Source organism: Paenibacillus sp. FSL P2-0322, assembly GCF_037975315.1.
Lineage (GTDB): Bacteria > Bacillota > Bacilli > Paenibacillales > Paenibacillaceae > Paenibacillus > Paenibacillus polymyxa_B.
Genome location: NZ_CP150243.1, coordinates 2804241 through 2826962 on the forward strand (window position 1 = coordinate 2804241; position 22722 = coordinate 2826962).

Here is a 22722-nt window from a genome sequence, read left to right on the forward strand (position 1 = left end):
TGGAAGCAACACATGAATAAATATTTGGGGAACAAACCGGCGCTGGCACTGTTTCTGCTCCCTGCTTTGATCCTGTACAGTGTGATCCTGATTTATCCTGTTCTGCAGACCGTTCTTCGTAGCTTTTATGAGTGGGATGGCCTTAGTACGCCGATCTTTTCGGGATTGAGTAATTACCGGGAGCTCTTTTCCGATCCTTTACTTTCCACTTCGCTTAAGAACGGATTGATATTTGCAATTGTACTGGTGGTCTTTCAGATTGGACTGGGAACGCTATTGGCGCTGATTTGTGCAGACCCGCGTACACGCGGGCGGAAAATACTGAAAACGGCTTATTTTATTCCGGTTGTTCTGTCGGTAACTGTGGTGTGCCAGCTGTGGATCGCCATTTACGACCCGACCAACGGACTGATCAACCGGCTGTTCGATCTTTTGAATATCCCGTATCAGCAAAATTGGCTGAGCTCCCCGACAGCATCAATTATTGCCATCGCCTTCGTTAATGCCTGGCAGTTTATGGGGTATCAATTCGCGCTGCTATATGCAGGGGTTAAGTCAGTACCTGAGGACTATTTTGAAGCCGCCACGATTGACGGTTGCAGCAAATGGAGAGCGCATCTGCATGTTACACTTCCTCTGATGAGGGAAACGTACAAATTCTGCTTTATTATCGCGATTACCTCTGGGATAGGCGCCTTTGTGCAGATGCTGATTATGACTAACGGGGGACCTGGTACTACAAATTATACAATGACATTCATGATTTACCGCTATGCTTTTATGGAGAGCAACTATGGCTATGCGTGTGCTGTATCTGTGCTGCTTGTACTGATCTCGCTGCTGGCAACTTTAGTTATCAATAAGCTGTTCGATCGCGGACAAACCGCCTGATGAGGTGCGTATTGAAAAGGAGAACGAAATGAGTAAAACCGCTGTGAGCAAGTTCAGACAAGCTGTCCTGCAGATACCGCTGTGGTTGTATGTGATTGTTTCGATTTATCCGTTGTTCTGGATGGTTTCCTACTCGTTGAAGAACAATGATGAGATCTTTGTTACCAACCCATTCGGACTACCAACGCATTTTCGTTACGAAAATTACATCAATGCTTGGACGCAATTTAATATTCCTCGTTACTTTCTGAACAGTCTGGTCGTATCAACGATTTCGACTCTGTTCATCCTTTTATTGGCACTGATGTTTGCCTTTGCAGTGGCTCGCATGAGATGGAGGTTTCGTTCTGCTGTCCGAACTTATATGATCATAGGAATGTTTATGCCGCTACAGGTTATTATGATACCGCTGGCGATTCTGGTTCGCGATTTTCATCTTACGAATACGTATGGAGCTCTTATTCTTCCCTATATCGCAATTGGCCTTCCTTTCTCGTCAATGATTTTCTATGGGTTCCTGGCAGGAATTCCTAAGGAGATTGAAGAGGCGGCATGTATGGATGGAGCTAATATTTATAGACTGTTCCTGAAAATCATTATGCCGCTTGCAATGCCTGCAATTGCAACTGTAGCCATTTTTCAGTTCTTGAACAACTGGAATGAGTTCACTTTGGCCTATATTCTGATTTCTGATGAGAATATGAAGACCTTGCCGCTAGGCTTGCTTTTCTTCCAGGGCTCCTACAGCACGGATTGGGGGGCCATGGGAGCTGTTATGACTATCGCTTCCCTACCGATGGTACTAGTCTATCTGTTCTTGAGTGAACAAGTGGAGCGGGCAATGACGGTGGGTTCCGCTGTAAAAGGATAGAGAGGATAAAATGCCCGGGCTTGAGAATCAGAAAAAAGATTCTCTAGCCGGGCATTTTTGTTATGTACATACGCTAGTTTAATCTGACGATGGTTTGTGGCTAATCAGAAACCTTACAACAAAATAAAGGTTTTTGTAAGTTTCAACTGTTGTTCATTATGTAGAAGCTGTTATGCTGGTAAACAGCTAGGCAAGGAAAGAAGTGAGCAGATTTTGAAAGATCCAAAGCAAAGTTTCAATGAAACATTAAAAATTCCTAAAAGAACCATTATAACAGTCACCGTTATTGTTATTATAATTATATTGTTAATCACTCTGGTGCTCGGCACCATGCATATTATTCGGGATTCAATATACACCACCATGAAAACCTCCTAAATCTACAACCAAGGGGGTTAGATTGTTGTTATTGCTTGAACGATCGAATAAAGGCATTATATAGAGAAATCAGTTGTTAAAAATTCAAGCACTAAGAAGGTAGAAAACACGATGCAAAAGATATTAATAGTAGAGGATGATCCTCAAATCAGTTCCTTGCTCCAATCTTATCTTGAGAAATATGGTTATCAAGGGATTAACGTTTCAAATTTTGATCAAGTTCTGGCTATCTTTCAAGAGGTAAAGCCTGATTTGGTACTACTTGATGTGAATCTACCTCGCTTTGATGGATTTTATTGGTGCAGGCAAATACGGACTCAGTCTACATGCCCCATCCTTTTTGTTTCTGCACGCGATGATAAAATGGATCAGGTCATTGCTTTGCAAAACGGAGCAGATGATTACATTACGAAACCATTTTATCCCGAAGTACTGTTAGCCAAAGTAGAAAGCAATCTGCGACGTGCCTATGGCTCTTATGCTGTTGCCCCAAAATCACGTTCCTTAAAAGTGGCAGATTTGACGCTATATCCCGATATTATGGAACTTGTATTCCATGACAAGCAGGTAGAAATTAGCCAGAAGGAAGCAGCACTGCTAGAGCTATTGATGACGTATCCTAAGCAGGTTGTGGGTAGAGTTCATCTCTTAGAGGCTTTATGGGATGATCACCAATATGTGGGCGAAAACACACTGAATGTTTATGTCACTCGGGTCCGCAAAAAGCTGAGTGAGCTGGGACTAGGGGATATCATAGAGACGGTTAGAGGGGCTGGCTATCGGCTTCACTTGAGTGAGGAGGAAGAACGGTGAAGCTTTTTTGGCGTGACCATTTTTCGCTGGTGATTTTTAATATCATCCAACTTTTTCTTGTGTTAAGTATCTATTGGATGGATGGTTACCGTAACTGGTCGACGGCCCTGTATTCCGTCTTTTTTGGGGCCTCCATATTGCTGGTTTATTTGCTCTTCCAGTATGTCATGTACTCTGGTTTATATCGCATATTATCCACTGCAAACATTAGAGATTTAGATGAGCTTATTCAGATGAAGGTACTTAATCCGTTAGCCTCTTCTTTGCAACATTTGCTTTTACAATATTATCGATTGTATCAGTCCCGAATTCATCAGTTAGAGCATCAGCAGCGCGATCATATTACGTTTATCAATCAGTGGGTTCACCAGATGAAAACTCCTCTTTCTGTTATTCATTTAATCCTTAAAGGAAAAATAGATCCCGAATCGGATCAGATTCACGATGAGATTGATCGAATGGGAAAAGGACTGGACATGATTTTGTATATGTCACGATTGGAATCCTTTGAACCTGACTTTCATGTGGAGCCTGTTGTATTACGAAAACTGGTTAGTGATGTGATTTATGATAACAAAAGATTATTGATTCGCAACGAAATTTATCCTTCCAATGAAGTGGACGAGCAGTTGAGTGTGATTACCGATGCCAAGTGGCTAAGATTCATAATTAACCAATTGGTGACCAATGCGGTGAAATACTCTTCAGGTCATGCCCACAGTCTGAAACTAATGTCTGACGTAAGAGAGCATGTCATTGTGTTGGAAGTACAGGATGAGGGGATTGGTATCCCTAAAAAAGATGTAGAACGGGTATTTGAGGCTTATTATACAGGTGAAAATGGGCGGAAGTATCGTGAATCAACCGGGATGGGACTCTATTTGGTGTCTGAAATCTGCAAAAGACTGAATCATGATATTCAACTGAAATCGACAGTTGGTGAAGGGACAACGGTTCAAATCCTGTTTTCAATTCACAAATGAGAAACCTTACAACACATTTAAGGTTTTTGTAATGTTAATCGATCGCTTCACTTGTCTGGATGGATTATGATCATAACATAGAACAAGGAAAGGAATGAATTATGGAGATTGTACGAATGGATCAAGTCACCAAAATATATTATGGCAAGGTTCCCTACCGAGCCCTTAACAACATCCATTTAACGATCAAACAAGGTGAGTTTGTTGGTATTATGGGGCCGTCTGGTAGTGGGAAGACCACATTATTAAACATGATTTCGACCATTGATATGCCGACTTCTGGCGAGGTTTGCATTAAAGGTGAAAATCTAAATCAGCTCAAGAAGGATAAGCTGGCTTTATTTCGTCGCAAAGAGCTGGGACTTGTATTTCAGGACTTTAATTTGCTGGAAACCCTCACTTTGGGAGAGAACATACTGTTTCCTCTGATGCTGAATAAAAAAGGATTAAAGGAAATGGAGCTTAAACTGGAAGAGGTAGCGAAGAAACTGGATATTTTTGATGTTTTGGATAAACGGCCTTATGAGGTGTCAGGGGGACAAAAGCAACGGGCAGCCATTGGTAGGGCTATTATTCACTCTCCTTCACTCCTGCTCGCAGATGAACCCACTGGAAATCTCGATTCCAAGTCTTCACGTGTTGTGATGGAAATGCTGGGACTTATCCACCGTGTAGATTATTCCACAATCGTGCTGGTAACACACGGTGCAATGGAAGCCAGTTATTGTGATCGGGTAATTTTTATAAAAGATGGTGAGTTATATAATGAAATCCACCGTAGTCATAGTCAGCAAATATTTTTTCAGGAAATCATAGATATGCTCTCCTTTTTGGGGGGAAGTAGACATGCACATGAGCTTTCGTCTGTTAGCATGGAATAATCTCAAACGCAATGTACGTGCTTATGTACCTTATTATTTAAGCAGTTCATTGATGATTTCGATTTTTTTCGTATATGCGATATTTATTTTTCACCCGGATGTCTCAAATGCAATCACAGCAGCTAATGTAAAAAAAGGATTACAAGTTGCTGATCTGTTGATTTTTGTATTTTCCTTTTTTTTCGTATTATACACAAACCATATCTTTGTTGCTGCACGTAAGAAAGAATTGGGTATACTGACCATTTTAGGGACACATCACAGACAAATTTATTTTTTGGTGGCATATGAAAATCTAATTATAGGTTTTTTATCCTTGGTTACTGGGATTATCGGAGGATTTATTTCAGCGAAATTCTTTCTGCTTTTGGGCTCCAATGTCATAGGAATGTATTTAACGTTTTATTTTCCTTGGAAAGCACTGGCTTTCACAGGAATTGGCTTTATGTTTTTGTTTATATTGATCTCACTTGTGTCTGTTTTCTTCATACGCCATTTTAAATTACAGCAGCTTTTTAACAAGGTTCCACAGCTCAAAAAGGAATTAAAAGCTTCATGGAGTCTTTCCTTTCTTGCGATAGCGTTAATAGGAGCGGCTGTATATTTAATGAAGCTTGATTTTCCACCATACATTTATCTGGCACCGTATCGTTTAGGGACTCTTTCTTTTTATATATTGCACTATTCGGTTGGAGACACATTTAAATACACAATTGTAATGGGGTTTATTGGTACTTACTTATTTTATACTCAATTATGTGTACTATTCATTCAACTGCTTAGAGCTAACAGGAAATGGTCTTGGAGCGGAACACGTTTGTTATGGTTATCTGAGATCACATACAAAATTAGGAATAATGCTGGATTATTTTCATTGATTACCTTAATTTCTATCATTTCCTGTGTAGGAGCAGCGTCAACTTTTGACTCCATGCAGCAGCAAAAAAGATTTCTAAGGGAGCAATCTTATTCATTTGCACTTTCTTCTGATGTAGTAAGTTCTAGAGAGCTTGAAAAAGAGATTGACCAAAATCTTTATACGGCTGGGGTAGATTATTCGAAAAGTGAAATACTGATCTTTCCCTTTCGTGAACAGTTCGCACCTGTGATGAAACAATCCAACTATGAAGCTCTTACTTCCAGGTTTAAGGAACTAAAACAGACAGCCGCACTTCGGGATCATCAAGGCTTTTTCATTTTTGATTCTAATGGAATGTCTTTAGAAGAACAGAAAACCTTTTTTGAAAAAAAGCTAACTTACAATCAAGGAAAATCTCAGATTATGAATATTCAGATTATGGATACTCAGAAGATAGACCACAGCATAAAGTTTGTTGAAAACATCATCTCTGAACTAGGAAGGTTACTTGTTGTTTCAGATCGAACTTACGACCATTTAGTTGAACAACGGTACTTCAATGTTCCATTAGCATACAAATCTGTTTATTATTTTGTGCCAAAATGGAAGAATGGTCAACTTTCATTAGAAACTTCTGAAACTCAACAGGAGATATGGTTGTATTCCGTGTTGGCCAACAAGGTGAACAAAGGGGTACTTAACTCTAGAGCAGTGGATTATTTGACATCGGAGATGGATCTGAATATTAGTGAATTTATTGGCGGATTTATCGCCATTATTATGTTGGCAAGCACTGTAAGTCTGTTGTATTTCAGATTGTATGTAGATCTTCAACGGGATGAGGAAATATACCGAGCTTTATCGAAAATCGGATTAAACTCAAGGAAAATGAGACGAGCTGCATCCAGACAAATTGCTTTCCTATTTCTTCTGCCATTAGTCGTATCATCCGTAGGAGTAGTGCTTTGTTTATTTATGTCAGAACCATCTGGAATAAATGTAGCACCCTTTCATCTTACGCTTATTCAGATTATGCTTTGCTTTTGGGCAATCCAATTCTTTTCCTTTCTTATTGTACGTTTCCTGTACCTTCGTCAATTGGATTTAAAGATGCTGTAAAGAGCGATAAGCCGTGTGTGAAAGAATAGCAGGAGGGCAGGATTATACCTCCCTTCTGGAATCTGCACGGATGATAGAAGATGCAGTTCTCAATTCACGACATCCTTGATGGGGAGTTGTGCAAAGAAATTGTAATGAAGAGGAAGAATTAAAATTCATATAACAACGCATTTATTATACTTGATGAAACTTAGAAAGAGGGGGGTTCTATGAAAAAACGTATGTTCATTTTATTGTTGTTGGCCTTATCGGCCAGTTCTTTTTCAGAGTCCTTTGTTCATGCAGAGCAGCAGCAGGTTTCCAATGCAAGTGTGAAAATAACACTGAGTCAAGCACAGCAATGGGCACGATCTAATAGCTTTAGCTTGAAGGAGGCTCAGCAAGCGATAGATCGTAACCGGATTAACCTAAAAAATGCAGGTAAGAATTTGGATTTCATCCCAGCAGGTGCAGGCAACGGTGAAGAGGATGCGGCTAGTAGTTCAGCTTGGAAAGGGTATGCCTCATCGACGGTTTCTTATCTGGAATCCAAGAAGCAAATCGAGCTTGCCCAAGATCAGACAGACTACATTACAATGAAAAACTATTATGATGTACTTCTGGCTGATAACAAAGTGAAGAGCAGTGAGGATGCACTTTCGCTCGCACTACTGGAAGAAAAAGCTGCTGAGGCGAAAGCCAAACGCGGGAAAATTTCTCCAGGTGATCAAAGTACGATTATTCAGACTCGTATAGAAGCACAAAAGAATGTGGAGATTGCAAAAGCAGCGCTGCGAAAAGCAATCGATTCACTAAATACACAAATGGGCCAACCTCAAGGTACGGTGTATGAACTGGTGGATCGACCTGTTTACCGGAAGATGGATAACACGAATTTAGATACGCTTGTGACGCGTGCCATCTCGGCGAGTCCTTCGGTATGGAGACAGGAGGAGGCAGTCAAGCTGGCAAAGATGGAAATTAAATATTACACGTGGAACTCGGGAACTGACGATTATGAAATTAAACAGATTGATGTAGACTCAGCGGAAGGCGGATTGGAAAATACCAAGGATCAATTAGCAGAAACACTGAAGAATATGTACTTTAACTTACAGCAGAGTTATGAACAATACGAACAAATGCAAAGTAATCTACAGAACGCCAATAAAGTATTAGATATATCTCGTAAAAAAAAGGAACGAGGATTTGCTACAGGTACGGAGGTAGCCACGAATCAGTTAAAAGTGAAGCAAATTGAACGGAATAAGGATGAACTAATTGTTCAAATAACGCTGCTGCAACATGCTTTAAACAAACCGTGGAGCGTATAGGGTTTAGAAAAAATACATTTTAAGGGGATATAACATTGTCGGAAACAGAAAAGAAAGATGCATTGCAAGTGTTAAGAAGGAAAAAAAGATTGAAAGGGATTATAGGTATTCTTGTCTTGATCATTATAGCGGGAATTGGAAGTTTTGTTTATATGAAAAAGGGGCAGGAAAAGCCCGTGGAGAGTCCTGCGAACCAGATTGTACAGGTACAGAAAACAAACATGACGGATTCGCTTAAAGTGACTGGGACCGTTCAGGCTTCCAAGGAAGTAAATATTAATTTTACAAATGTCGAGGGTGCCAAGCTCATCGCTGTCAATATCAAAGCAGGAGATAGTGTCAAAGCAGGTCAGGTTCTAGCACGATTAGATGATTCGGATGCCAGGCTGCAAATTAAGGATGCCGAATCCAATGTCGCGATTGCAAGGGCCAAGCTGGAGGAAGCCAAGCGCGGACCCAAAACCAATGATATCGAGCTCCAGAAAACCAATGTCTTAAAGGCACAAATGGCGATTAAAACAGCCAAGAACGATATGGAGTTAGAGGAAGCCGCTGCACAAAAGGTGGCAGTCAAGGTGACTTTGGATAAGGCCCAGAAGGATTATGATGACCAGGCTTATCTGGTTCAGAATGATGCGGCAGCAGAAAGTGACCTGGCGACAGCCAAGCAAAATCTGGATAAGGCAAAACTGGATATGAGCAATGCGGAGCTGCAGTACAAGAAGGCACAGACCAAACAGACTGAGGCAATTGAGGAGGCAGAAATGGGCTTTAAAACAGCTTTAATACAATTAAAGGCTGCACAGTCCCCGCCTGAAGCTTCCAACATCCAATCTGCACAGGCTTCTTTACAGCAGGCTGAAACGGCATTAGAGCAGAAGAAAAGTGTCCTGAGCAAATTACAGGTTACGGCACCGTGGGACGGGATCATTTTGAAGGTCAACGGCGATGTGGGTACTAGTCCTACTGCACCTTTTATTGTAATGAATAACTCCAATACAGGCGTTATGAAGGTTCTTGCCAAGGTTAACGAAAGTGATATTGCTAAATTGAAGACCGGACTTCAGGCTACAATGCACTCGAATTCATTCCCGGACAAACAATTTAAAGGCGAAGTACGCTTCGTTTCTCCAGAGCCGGTGACGGAATCGAATGTGACTACATACAAAATTGAATTGTCTTTGGATAGCCAAAAAATAAGGCTGCAACCGGGGATGAACATGGATGTATCACTCCTCTTGGCTGAACGTAAAGACGCGCTGTCCGTTCCATTGTTTGCATTGAGATCCGAAGGTGGAGTGGACGGAGTATATGTAGCGAAGAACCCAGCAAACCCTGCAGATTATGAATTCAGACCTGTGAAGCTGGGTGTTTATACAGCGGATCAGGCCGAAATCAAGTCCGGTGTTAAGGAAGGCGAGACCATTATTATTCCGCCTCAGGACGGTGCTGGTTCGAATGGCAGTCAAGAGGGCCAGGACCCTGATGGGGGTCAGGCACAATGAACGAAGTCCAATTAAATAAAAACGTTATTGAAATTAAAGCATTAAAAAAAATATATGAGGTAGGCGGACAGGAGATTCAGGCTCTACGTGGTGTGAATTTATCTATTAGCGAAGGTGAGTTTGTTGCCATAATGGGTCCCTCTGGTTCGGGTAAGTCCACCATGATGAATGTCATTGGTTGCCTCGATCATCCTGATACCGGGAAGTATTATCTGGATGGGTATTCCATATTGGATGCTCGTGAGAACGAGCTTTCCGAGATTCGAAATCAGAAACTGGGTTTTGTGTTTCAAAAATTCTATCTACTTTCCCGAACTACAGCATTAGCAAATGTAGAGCTACCTATGATGTATGCAGGTATACCTGCCAAGGAACGCCGGGAACGAGCCGTGGAGGCGCTTCGAAGTGTAGGCCTTGCAGAACGGATGTACAACAAACCTAACGAGCTTTCTGGCGGTCAGCAGCAACGTGTCTCTATTGCGCGTGCGTTGGTGAATAATCCTGTTATTCTGCTGGCGGATGAGCCAACGGGGGCACTGGATACGAAGACGAGCGTCGAGATTATGGAGCTATTTCAGGGTTTGAATGAGCAGGGGAAAACCATCGTCTTGGTTACTCATGAGCTGGAAATCGCTGAATATGCCAAGCGGTTGATCAGCTTTCGGGATGGAGATATTGAGCGTGATGAAAGCATTACCAATAGAAGAATTTCATCAAGGATGGCGAGCCTATGAATTTGATGGAAACGATCCGTGTATCAATTAATAGTTTAACGACCAATAAGCTGCGCTCCTTTTTAACGATTCTCGGTATTATTATCGGGGTGGCAGCGGTTATTGCCATTATGGCGATCGGAAACGGCTCTACAGCCCGCATAAAAGCAGAAATTAATAAATTAGGGAATAACGTATTGATGGTTGCTCCAGCTATGACAATGGTCGATGGTGAAATAGATTTGGACAACACGCCCTCGTTTACTTGGGCTGATGTCGAGGCGTTGGAACAAAAGAATTCTATAGATGCATTGATGCCAAATATATCGAGCAATTCAAAAGCTGCGTGGGGGCGATATAACTATAACGCTACTATTGTAGGGACTTCCACTTCATTCTATAAGGTCAAAAAGTTTTCCTTTGCTGAGGGCAGAACATTTACCAACGATGAGATGGATAAACGCATGAATGTCGCCATTCTTGAAAGCCAAGCGGTTCAACGTCTTTTTGGTGGAGATACCCAAAATGTATTGGGACGAACGTTTCAAATTAAACAGATTCCTTTCAAGGTGATCGGAGTATTGAATACTCAGCCAGTTACGAACTTAAGCTATAGTACTAATGAACAAATTTACATCCCTGCTACAACCATGATGAACCGTCTGGGTGAGAAAAACATTACGGGATTGGACGTGTCTGCCAAGTCACCAGCTTTGATGGATCAGGCTCGTCTAGACATATTGGAAAGCTTGCGTGTGACGCATCAGCTAAAACCCTCGGAACCGGATCAATTTCAAATTATGAGTCAGTCAGAGGCAGCAGGTGCAGCTTCCGGTGTAGATAATATCATGACCAGCTTACTGGGTGGTGTAGCCGCGATATCGCTCGTGGTAGGGGGAATCGGAATTATGAATATTATGATGGTTTCGGTTATAGAGCGTACAAGAGAAATCGGTATTCGGAAAGCCATTGGTGCCAAGCCGAGAGATATTATGATTCAATTTCTATCTGAAGCGGTCATCTTTGGTCTGTTAGGAGGTACAATCGGGGTTGTAACAGGCATAGGAGCGTCCAAAATAATCGAAGCAACGACACATATGACCATTGAATTTACGATCTCGCCTATTATATATTCGTTTCTTAGCTCTGCGGGCACAGGCATCCTATTTGGAGTATACCCGGCTTATAAAGCAGCAAGTTTAAAGCCTATAGATGCATTGAGATACGAATAATTTCAATTGGCACATGGTCGCAAAATGAAACGTAAACAGCTTCTAGATTTTTGGAGGAACATATACTAATGGAAAAAAGCTATACGCATAATAGAACCAGAGCTCATCGGATGAAGAGAAATAGAAGAAGACTACTGTTTATTATTATCATTTGTATTGTTCTAATTATTTTAAAACTCTTTGATATCTTTAGTAGTAAACAACAGCCGGTATTAAATAACGAATCCAAAGGGAGCGAATCACCTCTAAAAAATGTTTCGGGTGTTGAAGATGCAGCATTTGTTGAAAAATACTTGAATCAGCAAATGCAAGGACATCGGCCTGAGGGGATAGACGGTAAAAAAGTAGTCTATTTATCTTTTGATGATGGCCCATCGGTCACCGTAACGCCTAAGATATTGGATGTTCTTAAAGAAGAAAATGTGAAAGCAACGTTTTTTGTGGTAGGAAAGGCAGTAGAAGAAAATGAAGTGGCTAAAAAAATAACAAAAAGAGTAGTTAAAGAAGGACATGCTATCGGAAATCATACCTACTCACATGACTACAGTTATTTATATCCTAATCAAACTGTGAATTCGAGCATTTTTATGAAGGATATTGAAAAAACAAATCAAGTTTTAAAGCAAATATTGGGGCAGAATTTCTCCACAAGAGTAATTCGTTTTCCAGGTGGCCATATGACATGGCAGAGAAATGATCCCAATGGTATGGAAGTGCTGGACAAAGCTCTACATGATAAGGATTACCATCAGATTGACTGGAATGTGTTACCTAAAGATGCAGAAGGTGCACCTAAGAATGCTGAACAATTAATTCGCGAATTCATAAGGAACATGGGGACTAGAGAAAAAGCAGTTGTACTCATGCATGACACTTATGGGAAAGAAGAAACTGCCAAAGCCTTGCCTGAAATCATAACATATTTAAAAAAGCAGGGATATGAATTTAAGACTATAAAGTGACTTACCGATTCCAATCAAAACAGAAGGGACAAGCAGTAATATGGATATTAAAGATGTGGAGGATCAATATTTATCTTGCAAATCAGATCTCTTTGGCTATCTATTAAGGATATTGCATAACAAACAGGATGCCGAAGATTTGTTGCATGAGTGCTTTATTCGGTTTATAAGAGCTTCACCTGACTTGCCTCAAGATCGTATTCGGTTTTACTTTTGAGAATTGCCAAAAATTTAGCTATAGATTTAATCAGAAAACGAAAAAAGATGGATGAATACAACTTACGCAAGGAACTGCTTTATTATCACTGGGATATCCTCGATTTTGAAATTCAGGAGGAGGTCAATCGAATTCTTTTGATGGCAAGTAATACCGAGCAAAGGACGGTACTTGAATTGCGTTTAGTCCGAGGATACTCCATAAAAGAAACGGCTAGAATCTTAAACAAGAGTGAAAATTCAGTAAAGTCTTCGCTGCACAGAGCTTCAAAACGCATTAAATTAAGATATATTTCCTGAACTGATTTGGACGACAGCAGACAATCTTTTATTCAGCAAATCGAAAGTACTAAATCTAAGAAAAAGAATAATTTCCGAAAGAGGAGTAGACATAGAGTCTGCTCCTCTTTCGTTCGATACAGAGATAAAGCAATAAGATCGATATTTTCCACCATAATAGATAATAAATATCCCCTTTTTTTGGATTGTTTCTATTTATAATGAAAACGCACCCATAACAATCAAAGGAGCTGATTTGTTTTGACACGTAACAAACGCTTAAGAAGATTGTCCACCGCCATGTTAACGGTGCCTATGCTCACGATGTTCGCTTCAGGTGCAATGGCAGAGCAGGAAATGAACGGACATAAGCCTCCGGTTTCTACTGGAAGCGGCGTATTTTATGAAATTTATATCAATTCTTTTTATGATTCGAATGGAGACGGACACGGTGATTTGAAAGGAATCACACAAAAACTTGATTACTTAAACGATGGCAAACCCCATTCGGGTAAGGATTTGCAGGTCAGCGGCCTCTGGCTTATGCCCCTTAATCCATCTCCAAGCTACCATAAATATGATGTAACTGATTACTATCAGGTGGACCCGCAGTATGGGAGTCTAAATGATTTCCGCACCTTGATGAAAGAAGCGGACCGAAAGGGCGTCAAGGTGATCATGGACCTTGTTATCAATCATTCGAGCAGCGAGCACCCATGGTTTAAGGAGGCCAGTGCCAACCCACAAAGCAAATACCACGACTATTACGTATGGGCGGATGAGAACACAGATCTGGAAGAAAAGGGCTCGTGGGGTCAGCAGGTATGGCATAAGAACCCGAATGGCGAAGGGTATTTCTACAGTACATTCTGGTCGGGCATGCCGGATCTGAACTTTGACAATCCCGAAGTCCGCAAAGAAATGATCAAAGTCGGCAAGTATTGGCTGCAGCAGGGTGCAGACGGGTTCCGGCTTGACGCGGCGATGCATATTTTTAGAGGACAGACGAAGGATGGTGCGGATAAGAACATCGCATGGTGGAATGAATTCCGTTCCGAGATGGAGAAGGTAAATCCAAATGTATATCTGGCAGGAGAGGTATGGGACAAACCGGAGACCATAGCTCCTTATTACGGACCGCTCCATTCCCTGTTTAATTTTGACCTCGGTGGAACGATTTTGAACTCCGTGAAAAACGGCCGAGATCAGGGTATCGCGGCATTCGCCGAGAAAACGCTGCAACTGTACAAATCGTATAATAAGGCGGCACTCGATGCTCCGTTCCTGAGCAACCATGACCAGACCCGTGTCATGAGCGAAGTGGGCGGAGATGTGCGAAAAGCCAAGCTGGCTGCTTCCATTCTTTTGACGCTTCCGGGTCAGCCGTTCCTCTATTATGGGGAAGAAATCGGTATGAAGGGAGAGAAGCCTGATGAGTATCTTCGTGAGCCTATGCGCTGGTACAAGGGAGATGGCCCTGGTCAAACGACGTGGGAGAAACCCAAATACAACACAGGCGAGGTATCAGTGGAAGCGCAGCTGAGGGACGATGATTCCCTGCTGGAAAGCTATCGCACACTCATCCGTCTGAGGGAAGAACATGAAGCTTTACGCAGCGACAGTCTGCAACCTATACAAGCAGGTTCTGCCAGCGTGACCGCATTTAAACGTACTTCAGGCAAAGAAACACTATATGTATATCATAACCTGTCTGGAGAGCCGGTTACCCTGCAGATGAAAGATTTCGATAAGGGTAAATGGAAAGTGGTCTTCTCCACCTCAAAGAATGTAAAGGTGAAGAAAGGAACAGTTACAATTCCGGCTTACAGTTCTCTAATTACCGAAGAAGACAGAAAGAGCTGAATATACGGCAAAATTACTGTTCAGATGAAGCAGGATATATATCGATGAATCCAGTTTGGGGTGTTAACAGCACCCCATTTTTCTATATAAGTTTTGCTGCATACGAATAGAGGATTTAAAACCGTCAGGAGATCAGTTAAATGTCAAAAAGACAGTTTTTACGACGATTGTGTGTTGAACCGGGAAAATTACTCGTTTCAACTAGACCACTTCGATGTAAAGCACGCCCCTTAGAGTACACACAGGGAAGGATAAATGCATTCTCCAGTGTATATTCCAAGGGGCATTATTTAATACCCTCAATCATAGTAAAGATTGGACGATTCCATATGATTATAAAGGGGGTATGCCTTCCGGTACATTTCGGCTCTTGCTCTTAGCAAGCAACTGCTCATCAAACGGCAGATTCTCTTTGATCGCCCACAGGTCGTCATAGCTGAGAATCCAGCGATCGGCTCTGGACAGATCCTGCCGGCCGGAGCCGGGGTTGTGGAAGCCGATGCAGTGCATTCCTGCGCTTTTGGCTGCCTGGACACCGTTCTGTGAATCCTCAATAACGATGCAATGGGCCGGTGCAATGCCTAGCTGTTCGGCGGCGTATAAGAAAATGTCCGGTGCCGGCTTACCCTGCAATACCTCTTCACCGGTGATTCGAATGTCGAAGTAACGGCCAAGTCCTGTCTTTTCCATAATGAGATCAATTAGCGCTCGTGGAGAGGAAGAGGCTACCGCGACCGGAATCCCTTTCTCTTGCAGCCAGTCCAGCCACCGTTCCAGTCCGTCGATCGCCACAAGGCCCTCGTGTGCAATCATCGTCTGCATCACATTTTTTCGGTGATAGGTCAGGGCCTCTTCCACCGTATTGGTGAGCTGATGTCTGTCCAGTACCTGACGCCACATAGATTCGAGTGTCACTCCAACATAGGTATGGTGCTCTTCTTCCGTCATGGACGCACCGAAATGGGCAAAGGAGCTGCGTTCAACTTCAAAATAAATCGGTTCGCTGTCTACCAACACCCCGTCCATGTCGAAGATGACCGCTTTGACTGGAACGGACGCTGATGGGTCTCCTGTGCATTCATGATTCGTCGGTGTAACATGATGAATGCTCGTCATGTCCATTCTCCCCCTTGTTAGTAGCTAAATTTAGTTGCCCGAGCCATTCGATTGCAGCACAATCTTGATCGCCTGAGACGAAGGCTGAAGTGTCCGTTCGCTGATATTGCATCCAAGTGTCTTAAAGGCTTCATGGTAGTCATCAAGCGGATACGAGTGGGTTATGATTTTTTTGGCGGGAATGATCTGCTGCTCAATCAGGTAATGCGCCGTGGAGAACGTGCCCAGAGAATCAATCGAGCCGATGATTTTAAGGCTACGGTCAACGACCTCTTTCGGATTAAACGAGCTTATCCCATCTCTCAGCCCCACCAGCATCAAATACCCGCCGCTCGCAAGCTGGCTTAATACCTCAGTGCCGACCACTCCTGTGGTATCCACAATCATGTCCACCTGATTCTTTAACGGAGCTAGCTCATGAATGGCCGACTCCAGTGTGGCGTGCGCGGACCATCGCTCAGGGGCAATGGAATCCGCTATGGCGAGCCGCTCCTCCGAGATGTCAACGAGGCAACCAGTTACACCTTTCGAAGCAAGAGCATAGCTGTACAGAATCCCGATCGGACCTGCGCCTAGAATAACGGTTGTGAAGTTCGGCAGCAGGTTAATCTGGTTGATCCCGGTTAGCATACAGCTCAGCGGTTCGGTCAGCGTCGCTTCTTCGTAGCTGATATGATCCTTCAGCTTGTACAAAAAACGGTCCTCAGTCACATAATAATCGGTGAACGTACCGTCGGCGCTGACTCCGGTCTCTGTTACGGCTTTATGTGTGCAATGATTCTGTCTTCCTGTCCGGCACATTTCGCATTGACCGCAGTAATATGTTGGATCAATCACCACACGGTCCCCAGGCTGCAGTGAACTGACGGCTGATCCTACAGCGATCACATCCCCCGCTGATTCGTGGCCCAAGATCGTGGACGGCACGGCATGATATTTGCCACTGATGATGCCTAAATCCGTACCGCATACGCCTGTCGCCCGGATCCGGACGAGTACATCGTTATCTTTTTTAATCTCCGGGACAGGTCTTTCCTCAAGTGCGACATCCCAAGCTGATTTGTATACCAGTGCAAGCATAAATAGTCCTCCTTTTGCCTGTTAGGCAGATGGTTAGTGTAGGGTGGTCAGAACAGTGTCAAGCCGCTTAACAATTTCGACAATCTCATCTTCCGTAGCCGTGAGGGAAGGTCTCACTTTGACCACATTGCCATAACCGTAACGGGAGCCTCTGAGAATTAGCTGCTGTTCGGCAAAAGCGCGGTCGATAATCGCATTGCTCTTAACTGCATCTGGGGCATTATCCTCGTCGACAATTTCCAGTCCCCACATCAATCCGACGCCGCGAGCCTCACCGATGATGCAATCGTGCTTGTCGGCCATCTCCGTCAGCAGGGTTCCGAGCAGGCTTCCTTTGGACCGAACGGCTTCCAGAAAACCGGGCTCAGATACAACCTCCAGCGTGGCTTTGGCTGCCGTAACCGAGATTAGATTGCTGCCTGAGGTGAAGGAGTGCTCGTGCTTCTCCAGGACATTAAGCCGAGACTGCATTAATACCGCTGCTACCGGTACACCAATGCCGCCGAGACCCTTGGCGAGAGTAATGATATCTGGCTGGATATCTAACAACTCACTTGCGAACATGTAGCCTGTCCGCCCAATCCCGGTCTGCACCTCATCAGCGATCAGGATCAGCCCATACTCGTTGCACAGCTGACGGAGCCGCTTAAAATATCCTGCAGGTGGGATGATATTGCCTCCGTTGCCCAAGATGGGTTCAATAATCATGCAGGCCACAGAGCCTGAGCTTGCATACTCAATGGCATCCGATATGGCTTCGACGCATTGATAACCACACTTGTCAGGCGAAGAATTAAACGGGCAGCGATAGCAGTAGGGAGCAGGTACATGCAGGGAATTTGCTGCAGCCGAGTTGGGAAATTTCCTCCGCCGGAAGGCGTTGCCGGATATGCCTGTTGCGAACTGGGTCTGCCCATGATGGGATAAATACAGGCTGATTATATCGAGCGCTCCTGTATATTTCTGGGCTAGCTTCACAGCGCATTCGTTCGCCGTGGAGCCGGTAATATCTCTCATCCATCCCGCGTCGATGCCGTTCGGCGTATACTGGATCAGATGATCCAGGACTTCCTCGACGTAAGGCTCGGTAAAGGATGAGGACATGTGGGCAAGATTGGCGACTTGTTCCTGTACCTTGGTGACGACATGAGGGTGATTATAACCGAGCGATAGATTGAAGGTGCCAGACACGCCATCCAAATATTCCTTACCGGAATCGTCAATCAGAGTAATGCCTTTTCCGTATCTGAAGCGTTCTTTGGTTAAGGTATGCACGATGTTTCCCTCCATATCAGAATATACATTCTCATTAAGTACATTCTTTAAAAATTGTACTGCCCTGCTACAACATAACGCGGCGGGCCTCACCTCCCTCAAGAATAAAGAATCTCATCCTTCCTTGCCCTGATGGACAAGGGAGTCAACTACCCGTCTGCTCCTGCCATTCCACAGATGCGAGAGAATGACTGCCAGCAGTAAAATTAGGCTGAAAGCCGCCAAAATCCAAAGGGTAGTCGTCACCGACCATTCGCTCATGCTCCAGCCTGTTACATATTGAAGAACTGCTCCGCCAATTCCGCCTGACGCAATCAGAATGCTGGTCGTTCTCTCGGTCATTCCCGGAATCAGCAGGTTCGCATAGACGAGGGCAATACAGAAGAGACCGGACATGAATAACCCTGCACCAAAAATCAGAAGGTATGTAGCCCACTGACTGGATACAAACGCCATTGCAACCAGAAAGCAGAAAGTTCCGATTCCGCTCCACAGCAGGAAAGGAATATATCCTGCTGACTCAGCAATCTTCCCTGAGAACATGCGGCCGATGATCATCGCAATCCAGAGTATGCTAACACCCAACGAGGCTACGGATTCCCGAATCTGCAGGGTCTCGATCAGAATAGAGGGCAGGAAGTTCATGAGCCCCAGTTCAAGCCCCATGTAAACAAAGAAGAATACAATGAATATTCCCAGTAACACACGGTGCTGTACCGAGTACCGGGCTTGTTCGACCGATCGCTCAGAGGTTTGGAGATCTGCTTGGATAAGGTGGGAAGAGGAGGAAGCAGGCATGGTAATCCAGAACAGTCCCAGAATAAACGTCAGAAGGGAGATGGTGTAGAAGGTCAGATACCACATTCCAAGCCAGATATACAGGCTTACCACTGCGGGAATGAGCAGTGCACCAAGTGCAAAATAGACATCCAGCTTGGACATGGCTACGGCTTTCTGCTCTTCGGTGAACTCAATCGTGAACGCTCCGATGGACGACTCAATGATGCCTGAGCCGAAGCCAACCCAGATGGTCATCACGATAACCCAGGTCCATGAGGGGAGTACACCCAAGAAGGCATACCCTGCCACGATACTAACCAGAGCAATGGACAGCATAGACTTGCGACCGATGTGTAGAGCCATGAAGGGGGAGAACAGAACGCCGACAAGAAATCCGAAAAACTGAAGGAACAACAATAATCCGCCATCGCTGTACCCCCGTCCATAGTAAGGCAGTAGAACCGGCAGTAATGCTCCAAGCACCACACTAGTAATGCCGATTAGCAGATAGAAAGCACAACTTAAAGCGAATAGTCTCTTCAAGGTCCGTCCCTCCATAAGTCTATATTTTTTATATGGATTCTGTTGCTTTACTAGATTATACCTTTTTATTGGAAATGTATATATCTCTTTATATAAAAAATGTAAAAATAATCGTTCGACAATTTTACACGTATTTGCTTAATCTAGTTAAGGCGAAACTTGGTTATCTGAAGAAACTGCAAGCGGAAGGGAGAAATAAGATCAGCCCAAATTGTTTTCGGGCGCCAAACCGCTCATAATTGAGGCATAACTTTGTGTTTGCAAAATTAGGTTAGTAAGGATACCTAACAGTGGTTTTACTTAATACAACTATGATTGATAGGGTAGGAAAAAGAATGTTAAACGCTTACAATTCAAAAGGGAGAGGGAATTTTATTCGAAAGTTGAGAAGGAGAAAAATGAAGAGGAGAAGAAGGAATGCAGTGCAGCATAATTATCAATAGTCATGTGTACGGCTTTTTTGAACTTTACAACAAAAGGAGTCTACCAAAATGAATTTTTATTTGGAAATCCCGGAGCTTGACCGACATTTTCCTTTCCGGAGCTTTATTAATAAAGGTGACGTGCTTTGCTATCCTCATTGGCATAAAGAAATTGAAATTATTTATGTGACTCAGGGAACCTTGGATCTGGGAATTAACGATATTTCGATACGGATGAAAAAAGGTGAAGTTCAGTTTATAAATGGGGGTGATGTTCATTATTTTTTGGCTTCTCCCGACAGCGAACGGGTGGTTATTCAATTTGATCTGAGCTTTTTTCAAGAGGTTTCCACATTAAGTGATCAGAAACGCCCTCTTAGATATATATTTACGGAGATGGAGCAATCAAGCTGGAACTGGCCAGAAGAAACAGCAGCTAAAATGCTTCCTCTGATTCAAAGCATTTATGATGAGAACGTCAACCACCACGAAGGTCATGCTTATATGATCAAAGCCAAGCTGTTTGAGATGTTGACTCTTATTATGCGTGAAGTGCCGAGAAGCATGACGCCAAGGCTTCCTGAAATCTCTGAAAGAACCTTAACACAATCAAAGGACACCCTTTATAAACTGGAACGTATTTTTGAGTATGTGGAATGCCATTATCATGAAACCATCTCGCTGAAGAATGTCGCTGATTATATGGGTTTCAGTCCCTATTATTTCGCCAGACTGTTTAAGAAGAATACGGGGATGACCTTTGTAGCATTTTTGAATGATTACAGACTGAATAAGGCAAAATGGATTTTGTTGAATGAAAACAATCCGATCACTGAGGTCGCAGAGGCAGCAGGATTCAGTAGTGTAAAGACGTTTCATCATCTCTTTAAGGAAGCGACAGGAACATCACCATTGAAATACCGCAGGACAATATTCGGGAATAATACAGCAAGAAATGAGGAGGAAAGCTTTTCATGAGATTTGTATGATAGAGCTATCCGACGAAGTGAAGGGAGAGTTACGAGGACATTGAAATTTATGGATCTATGAGCAACCGCTTGATATGCGGTAGGCTTAAATCAGAAGTGGAGGAAGATGAAAATGGGCAATCGTATATACAATGTAGTCATTATCGGTTATGGAGGCATGGGAAGCTACCATGTTCAATTGATCGAATCTAATCAGCAACTTGCCGTTGGCGGTGTATATGATATTGTCGATTACCGAATGGAACTGGCTGCGGCTGCTGGCTATAAAACCTACGCTAGCCTGGATGCTGTTCTGGCAGATCAGGCCGTGGATATTGTTTTGATAGCAACACCTAATGATGTTCATAAGGAAATCGCGATCCAGGCGCTACAAGCTGGAAAACATGTCATTTGCGAAAAACCAGTTACGATAACGAGCGCGGATTTCTTGGATATTGTTGAGGTGGCGAAGAAAGAAAATCGTGTGTTTACGGTACATCAAAACCGTCGATGGGATGAAGACTTCCGAATTATAAAAGATATAATTGGCAATAAGACCGTAGGCGAGCTTTTCCAGCTGGAATCGCGAGTTCAGGGGGCTAATGGGATTCCAGGTGACTGGCGGCAACTAAAGGCGTATGGAGGAGGAATGCTGCTGGATTGGGGAGTACATCTATTGGACCAGCTGCTTCAGATTACGGACAGCAAAATAGAAAGCGTAGCTGCTACCCTAAGCTATATTTTGGGGACTGAAGTGGATGACGGCTTTACCAGCTTTATTGAGTTCAAGGACGGCCTGAAAGCAGTCATTGAAGTGGGTACAACCAATTACGTAAAGCTGCCGCGCTGGTATATTAAAGGAACCGAAGGAACCGCAGTGATTAGGGATTGGGATTTGAGCGGAGAGATCGTCACCCGAAATCCAGATGTCGCTCACGTGGAACCCAAGCCGATTCAAGCAGGTCAAGGATTGACGAAAACGATGGCGCCGCCATCTGAGGAATCCACCCTTAAGTTCCCGATTGAGAAAATACCTGCTGCTGCAGAAAGCTTTTATGAAAATTTTGTCTCCACCATCGAAGGAAAAGCGGAGATTGCAATCAAAAGCGAAGAAGTACACCGTGTATTGGTGCTGATTGAGACGATTTTTGAGGCGGGGGCAACCAAAAGCGTGATTCGAAGAACTATTTAGATCTGCTGCTTTATTTTCGATCCGTCATAAGAGATATATATAGGAGCCTGGAGAGAACCAAACAGATTTATTTAATGAAATTTTGGGATGCATTTAAGTAATCAGAAACCTTTGAAATGGTGAGCAAAATAATTTTGCCCACCATAAAACACAAGCGGGTATCGCTCCACAACCGAATTCTATTGCTTGATCATTTTTAAGTTGCTGAGATTTCGAATAGGTTTAATTTACACGTAAAAAGAAAAAGATGTTTTTACATAAAATCCGCTATTTCCTCCTTATAAATCAACATATTCCACTCTAAATTCTTCCATAAAAACATAAAATAATCCATGAAAGTGCTAGCATAATCATTTGTATGAGAAAGAGGAAGGGAGAGATCGTTTATTGTACTGTGCGACCAGAAGAATATAGATGAAGGGACGTAGAGAATGAGGAGTTATAAACGAAGATCTTGGAAACGCTTAT

General features: G+C 43.2%; 20 protein-coding genes. 16 read left to right on the plus strand and 4 right to left on the minus strand.

Annotated features, from left to right (window positions below):
- The first annotated feature begins 12 nt into the window (after positions 1 to 12).
- From MKY24_RS12400 to MKY24_RS12465, 14 genes are all read left to right on the plus strand, one after another.
- On the plus strand, positions 13 to 891 hold the full coding sequence (locus MKY24_RS12400; RefSeq protein WP_053325421.1) for a sugar ABC transporter permease: 879 nt from the start codon (positions 13 to 15) through the stop codon (positions 889 to 891).
- 28 nt (positions 892 to 919) lie between these two features.
- The gene (locus MKY24_RS12405; RefSeq protein WP_025723644.1) at positions 920 to 1762 is read left to right on the plus strand and encodes a carbohydrate ABC transporter permease; all 843 of its coding nucleotides are present in this window, start codon (positions 920 to 922) and stop codon (positions 1760 to 1762) included.
- Between the two features lie 489 nt (positions 1763 to 2251).
- Positions 2252 to 2953, plus strand: coding sequence for a response regulator transcription factor (locus MKY24_RS12410; RefSeq protein WP_023988571.1), 702 nt, complete (start codon positions 2252 to 2254; stop codon positions 2951 to 2953).
- Positions 2950 to 3936 carry a sensor histidine kinase gene (locus tag MKY24_RS12415; protein ID WP_339202130.1) on the plus strand — a complete coding sequence of 329 codons (987 nt, stop codon included), beginning with the start codon at positions 2950 to 2952 and terminating at the stop codon, positions 3934 to 3936. The genes MKY24_RS12410 and MKY24_RS12415 overlap by 4 nt, the downstream gene beginning before the upstream one ends.
- 101 nt (positions 3937 to 4037) lie before the next feature.
- Positions 4038 to 4817: an ABC transporter ATP-binding protein gene (locus MKY24_RS12420; RefSeq protein ID WP_023988573.1), complete on the plus strand. Its 780-nt coding sequence runs from the start codon at positions 4038 to 4040 to the stop codon at positions 4815 to 4817.
- The gene (locus tag MKY24_RS12425; RefSeq protein ID WP_339202134.1) at positions 4783 to 6795 is read left to right on the plus strand and encodes an ABC transporter permease; all 2013 of its coding nucleotides are present in this window, start codon (positions 4783 to 4785) and stop codon (positions 6793 to 6795) included. Before MKY24_RS12420 ends, MKY24_RS12425 begins: the two co-directional genes overlap by 35 nt.
- Before the next feature lie 209 nt (positions 6796 to 7004).
- Positions 7005 to 8108: a TolC family protein gene (locus MKY24_RS12430; protein WP_023988575.1), complete on the plus strand. Its 1104-nt coding sequence runs from the start codon at positions 7005 to 7007 to the stop codon at positions 8106 to 8108.
- A 35-nt stretch (positions 8109 to 8143) separates the two neighbouring features.
- Positions 8144 to 9613, plus strand: a complete 1470-nt coding sequence (locus tag MKY24_RS12435; RefSeq protein ID WP_339202137.1) for an efflux RND transporter periplasmic adaptor subunit — start codon at positions 8144 to 8146, stop codon at positions 9611 to 9613.
- Positions 9610 to 10347, plus strand: coding sequence for an ABC transporter ATP-binding protein (locus MKY24_RS12440; protein ID WP_025723380.1), 738 nt, complete (start codon positions 9610 to 9612; stop codon positions 10345 to 10347). Before MKY24_RS12435 ends, MKY24_RS12440 begins: the two co-directional genes overlap by 4 nt.
- The gene (locus MKY24_RS12445; protein WP_028541307.1) at positions 10344 to 11558 is read left to right on the plus strand and encodes an ABC transporter permease; all 1215 of its coding nucleotides are present in this window, start codon (positions 10344 to 10346) and stop codon (positions 11556 to 11558) included. Before MKY24_RS12440 ends, MKY24_RS12445 begins: the two co-directional genes overlap by 4 nt.
- A gap of 68 nt (positions 11559 to 11626) precedes the next feature.
- On the plus strand, positions 11627 to 12520 hold the full coding sequence (locus tag MKY24_RS12450; RefSeq protein ID WP_028541306.1) for a polysaccharide deacetylase family protein: 894 nt from the start codon (positions 11627 to 11629) through the stop codon (positions 12518 to 12520).
- A gap of 40 nt (positions 12521 to 12560) precedes the next feature.
- Positions 12561 to 12737 carry a sigma factor gene (locus MKY24_RS12455; RefSeq protein ID WP_338533574.1) on the plus strand — a complete coding sequence of 59 codons (177 nt, stop codon included), beginning with the start codon at positions 12561 to 12563 and terminating at the stop codon, positions 12735 to 12737.
- 140 nt (positions 12738 to 12877) lie between these two features.
- Complete coding sequence (locus tag MKY24_RS12460; RefSeq protein WP_338533703.1) at positions 12878 to 13036, plus strand: sigma factor-like helix-turn-helix DNA-binding protein; 159 nt, start codon at positions 12878 to 12880, stop codon at positions 13034 to 13036.
- Positions 13037 to 13276: 240 nt separating this feature from the next.
- Positions 13277 to 14878: an alpha-amylase family glycosyl hydrolase gene (locus MKY24_RS12465; protein WP_028541305.1), complete on the plus strand. Its 1602-nt coding sequence runs from the start codon at positions 13277 to 13279 to the stop codon at positions 14876 to 14878.
- 333 nt (positions 14879 to 15211) lie between these two features.
- On the opposite strand, the gene MKY24_RS12470 is transcribed toward MKY24_RS12465, so the two are convergent.
- The 4 genes from MKY24_RS12470 to MKY24_RS12485 form a co-directional block, all read right to left on the minus strand.
- Positions 15212 to 15994: an HAD family phosphatase gene (locus MKY24_RS12470; RefSeq protein WP_049828399.1), complete on the minus strand. Its 783-nt coding sequence runs from the start codon at positions 15992 to 15994 to the stop codon at positions 15212 to 15214.
- A 30-nt stretch (positions 15995 to 16024) separates the two neighbouring features.
- Positions 16025 to 17074: a 2-amino-2-deoxy-D-mannitol dehydrogenase GutB1 gene (gene gutB1, locus MKY24_RS12475; RefSeq protein ID WP_028541304.1), complete on the minus strand. Its 1050-nt coding sequence runs from the start codon at positions 17072 to 17074 to the stop codon at positions 16025 to 16027.
- A 33-nt stretch (positions 17075 to 17107) separates the two neighbouring features.
- Positions 17108 to 18349, minus strand: coding sequence for an aspartate aminotransferase family protein (locus tag MKY24_RS12480; protein ID WP_023988584.1), 1242 nt, complete (start codon positions 18347 to 18349; stop codon positions 17108 to 17110).
- A gap of 114 nt (positions 18350 to 18463) precedes the next feature.
- On the minus strand, positions 18464 to 19672 hold the full coding sequence (locus MKY24_RS12485) for an MFS transporter (RefSeq protein WP_028541303.1): 1209 nt from the start codon (positions 19670 to 19672) through the stop codon (positions 18464 to 18466).
- Between the two features lie 491 nt (positions 19673 to 20163).
- Between MKY24_RS12485 and MKY24_RS12490 the strand changes: the two genes are divergently transcribed.
- Both MKY24_RS12490 and MKY24_RS12495 read left to right on the plus strand, forming a co-directional pair.
- Positions 20164 to 21072 carry an AraC family transcriptional regulator gene (locus tag MKY24_RS12490; protein ID WP_076295910.1) on the plus strand — a complete coding sequence of 303 codons (909 nt, stop codon included), beginning with the start codon at positions 20164 to 20166 and terminating at the stop codon, positions 21070 to 21072.
- 117 nt (positions 21073 to 21189) lie between these two features.
- The gene (locus MKY24_RS12495) at positions 21190 to 22254 is read left to right on the plus strand and encodes a Gfo/Idh/MocA family oxidoreductase (RefSeq protein WP_023988587.1); all 1065 of its coding nucleotides are present in this window, start codon (positions 21190 to 21192) and stop codon (positions 22252 to 22254) included.
- Positions 22255 to 22722 lie beyond the last annotated feature (468 nt).

What these genes read in the sequence shown, in the direction of transcription:
- MKY24_RS12430 (WP_023988575.1), top strand. Translation starts at nt 7,005, where the DNA reads ATGAAAAAACGTATGTTCATTTTATTGTTGTTGGCCTTATCGGCCAGT.
- MKY24_RS12490 (WP_076295910.1), top strand. Translation starts at nt 20,164, where the DNA reads ATGAATTTTTATTTGGAAATCCCGGAGCTTGACCGACATTTTCCTTTC.
- MKY24_RS12470 (WP_049828399.1), bottom strand. Translation starts at nt 15,994, where the DNA reads ATGACGAGCATTCATCATGTTACACCGACGAATCATGAATGCACAGGA.
- MKY24_RS12405 (WP_025723644.1), top strand. Translation starts at nt 920, where the DNA reads ATGAGTAAAACCGCTGTGAGCAAGTTCAGACAAGCTGTCCTGCAGATA.
- MKY24_RS12410 (WP_023988571.1), top strand. Translation starts at nt 2,252, where the DNA reads ATGCAAAAGATATTAATAGTAGAGGATGATCCTCAAATCAGTTCCTTG.
- MKY24_RS12455 (WP_338533574.1), top strand. Translation starts at nt 12,561, where the DNA reads ATGGATATTAAAGATGTGGAGGATCAATATTTATCTTGCAAATCAGAT.
- MKY24_RS12495 (WP_023988587.1), top strand. Translation starts at nt 21,190, where the DNA reads ATGAAAATGGGCAATCGTATATACAATGTAGTCATTATCGGTTATGGA.
- MKY24_RS12460 (WP_338533703.1), top strand. Translation starts at nt 12,878, where the DNA reads ATGGCAAGTAATACCGAGCAAAGGACGGTACTTGAATTGCGTTTAGTC.
- MKY24_RS12440 (WP_025723380.1), top strand. Translation starts at nt 9,610, where the DNA reads ATGAACGAAGTCCAATTAAATAAAAACGTTATTGAAATTAAAGCATTA.
- MKY24_RS12425 (WP_339202134.1), top strand. Translation starts at nt 4,783, where the DNA reads ATGCACATGAGCTTTCGTCTGTTAGCATGGAATAATCTCAAACGCAAT.
- MKY24_RS12445 (WP_028541307.1), top strand. Translation starts at nt 10,344, where the DNA reads ATGAATTTGATGGAAACGATCCGTGTATCAATTAATAGTTTAACGACC.
- MKY24_RS12420 (WP_023988573.1), top strand. Translation starts at nt 4,038, where the DNA reads ATGGAGATTGTACGAATGGATCAAGTCACCAAAATATATTATGGCAAG.
- MKY24_RS12450 (WP_028541306.1), top strand. Translation starts at nt 11,627, where the DNA reads ATGGAAAAAAGCTATACGCATAATAGAACCAGAGCTCATCGGATGAAG.
- MKY24_RS12400 (WP_053325421.1), top strand. Translation starts at nt 13, where the DNA reads ATGAATAAATATTTGGGGAACAAACCGGCGCTGGCACTGTTTCTGCTC.
- gutB1 (WP_028541304.1), bottom strand. Translation starts at nt 17,074, where the DNA reads ATGCTTGCACTGGTATACAAATCAGCTTGGGATGTCGCACTTGAGGAA.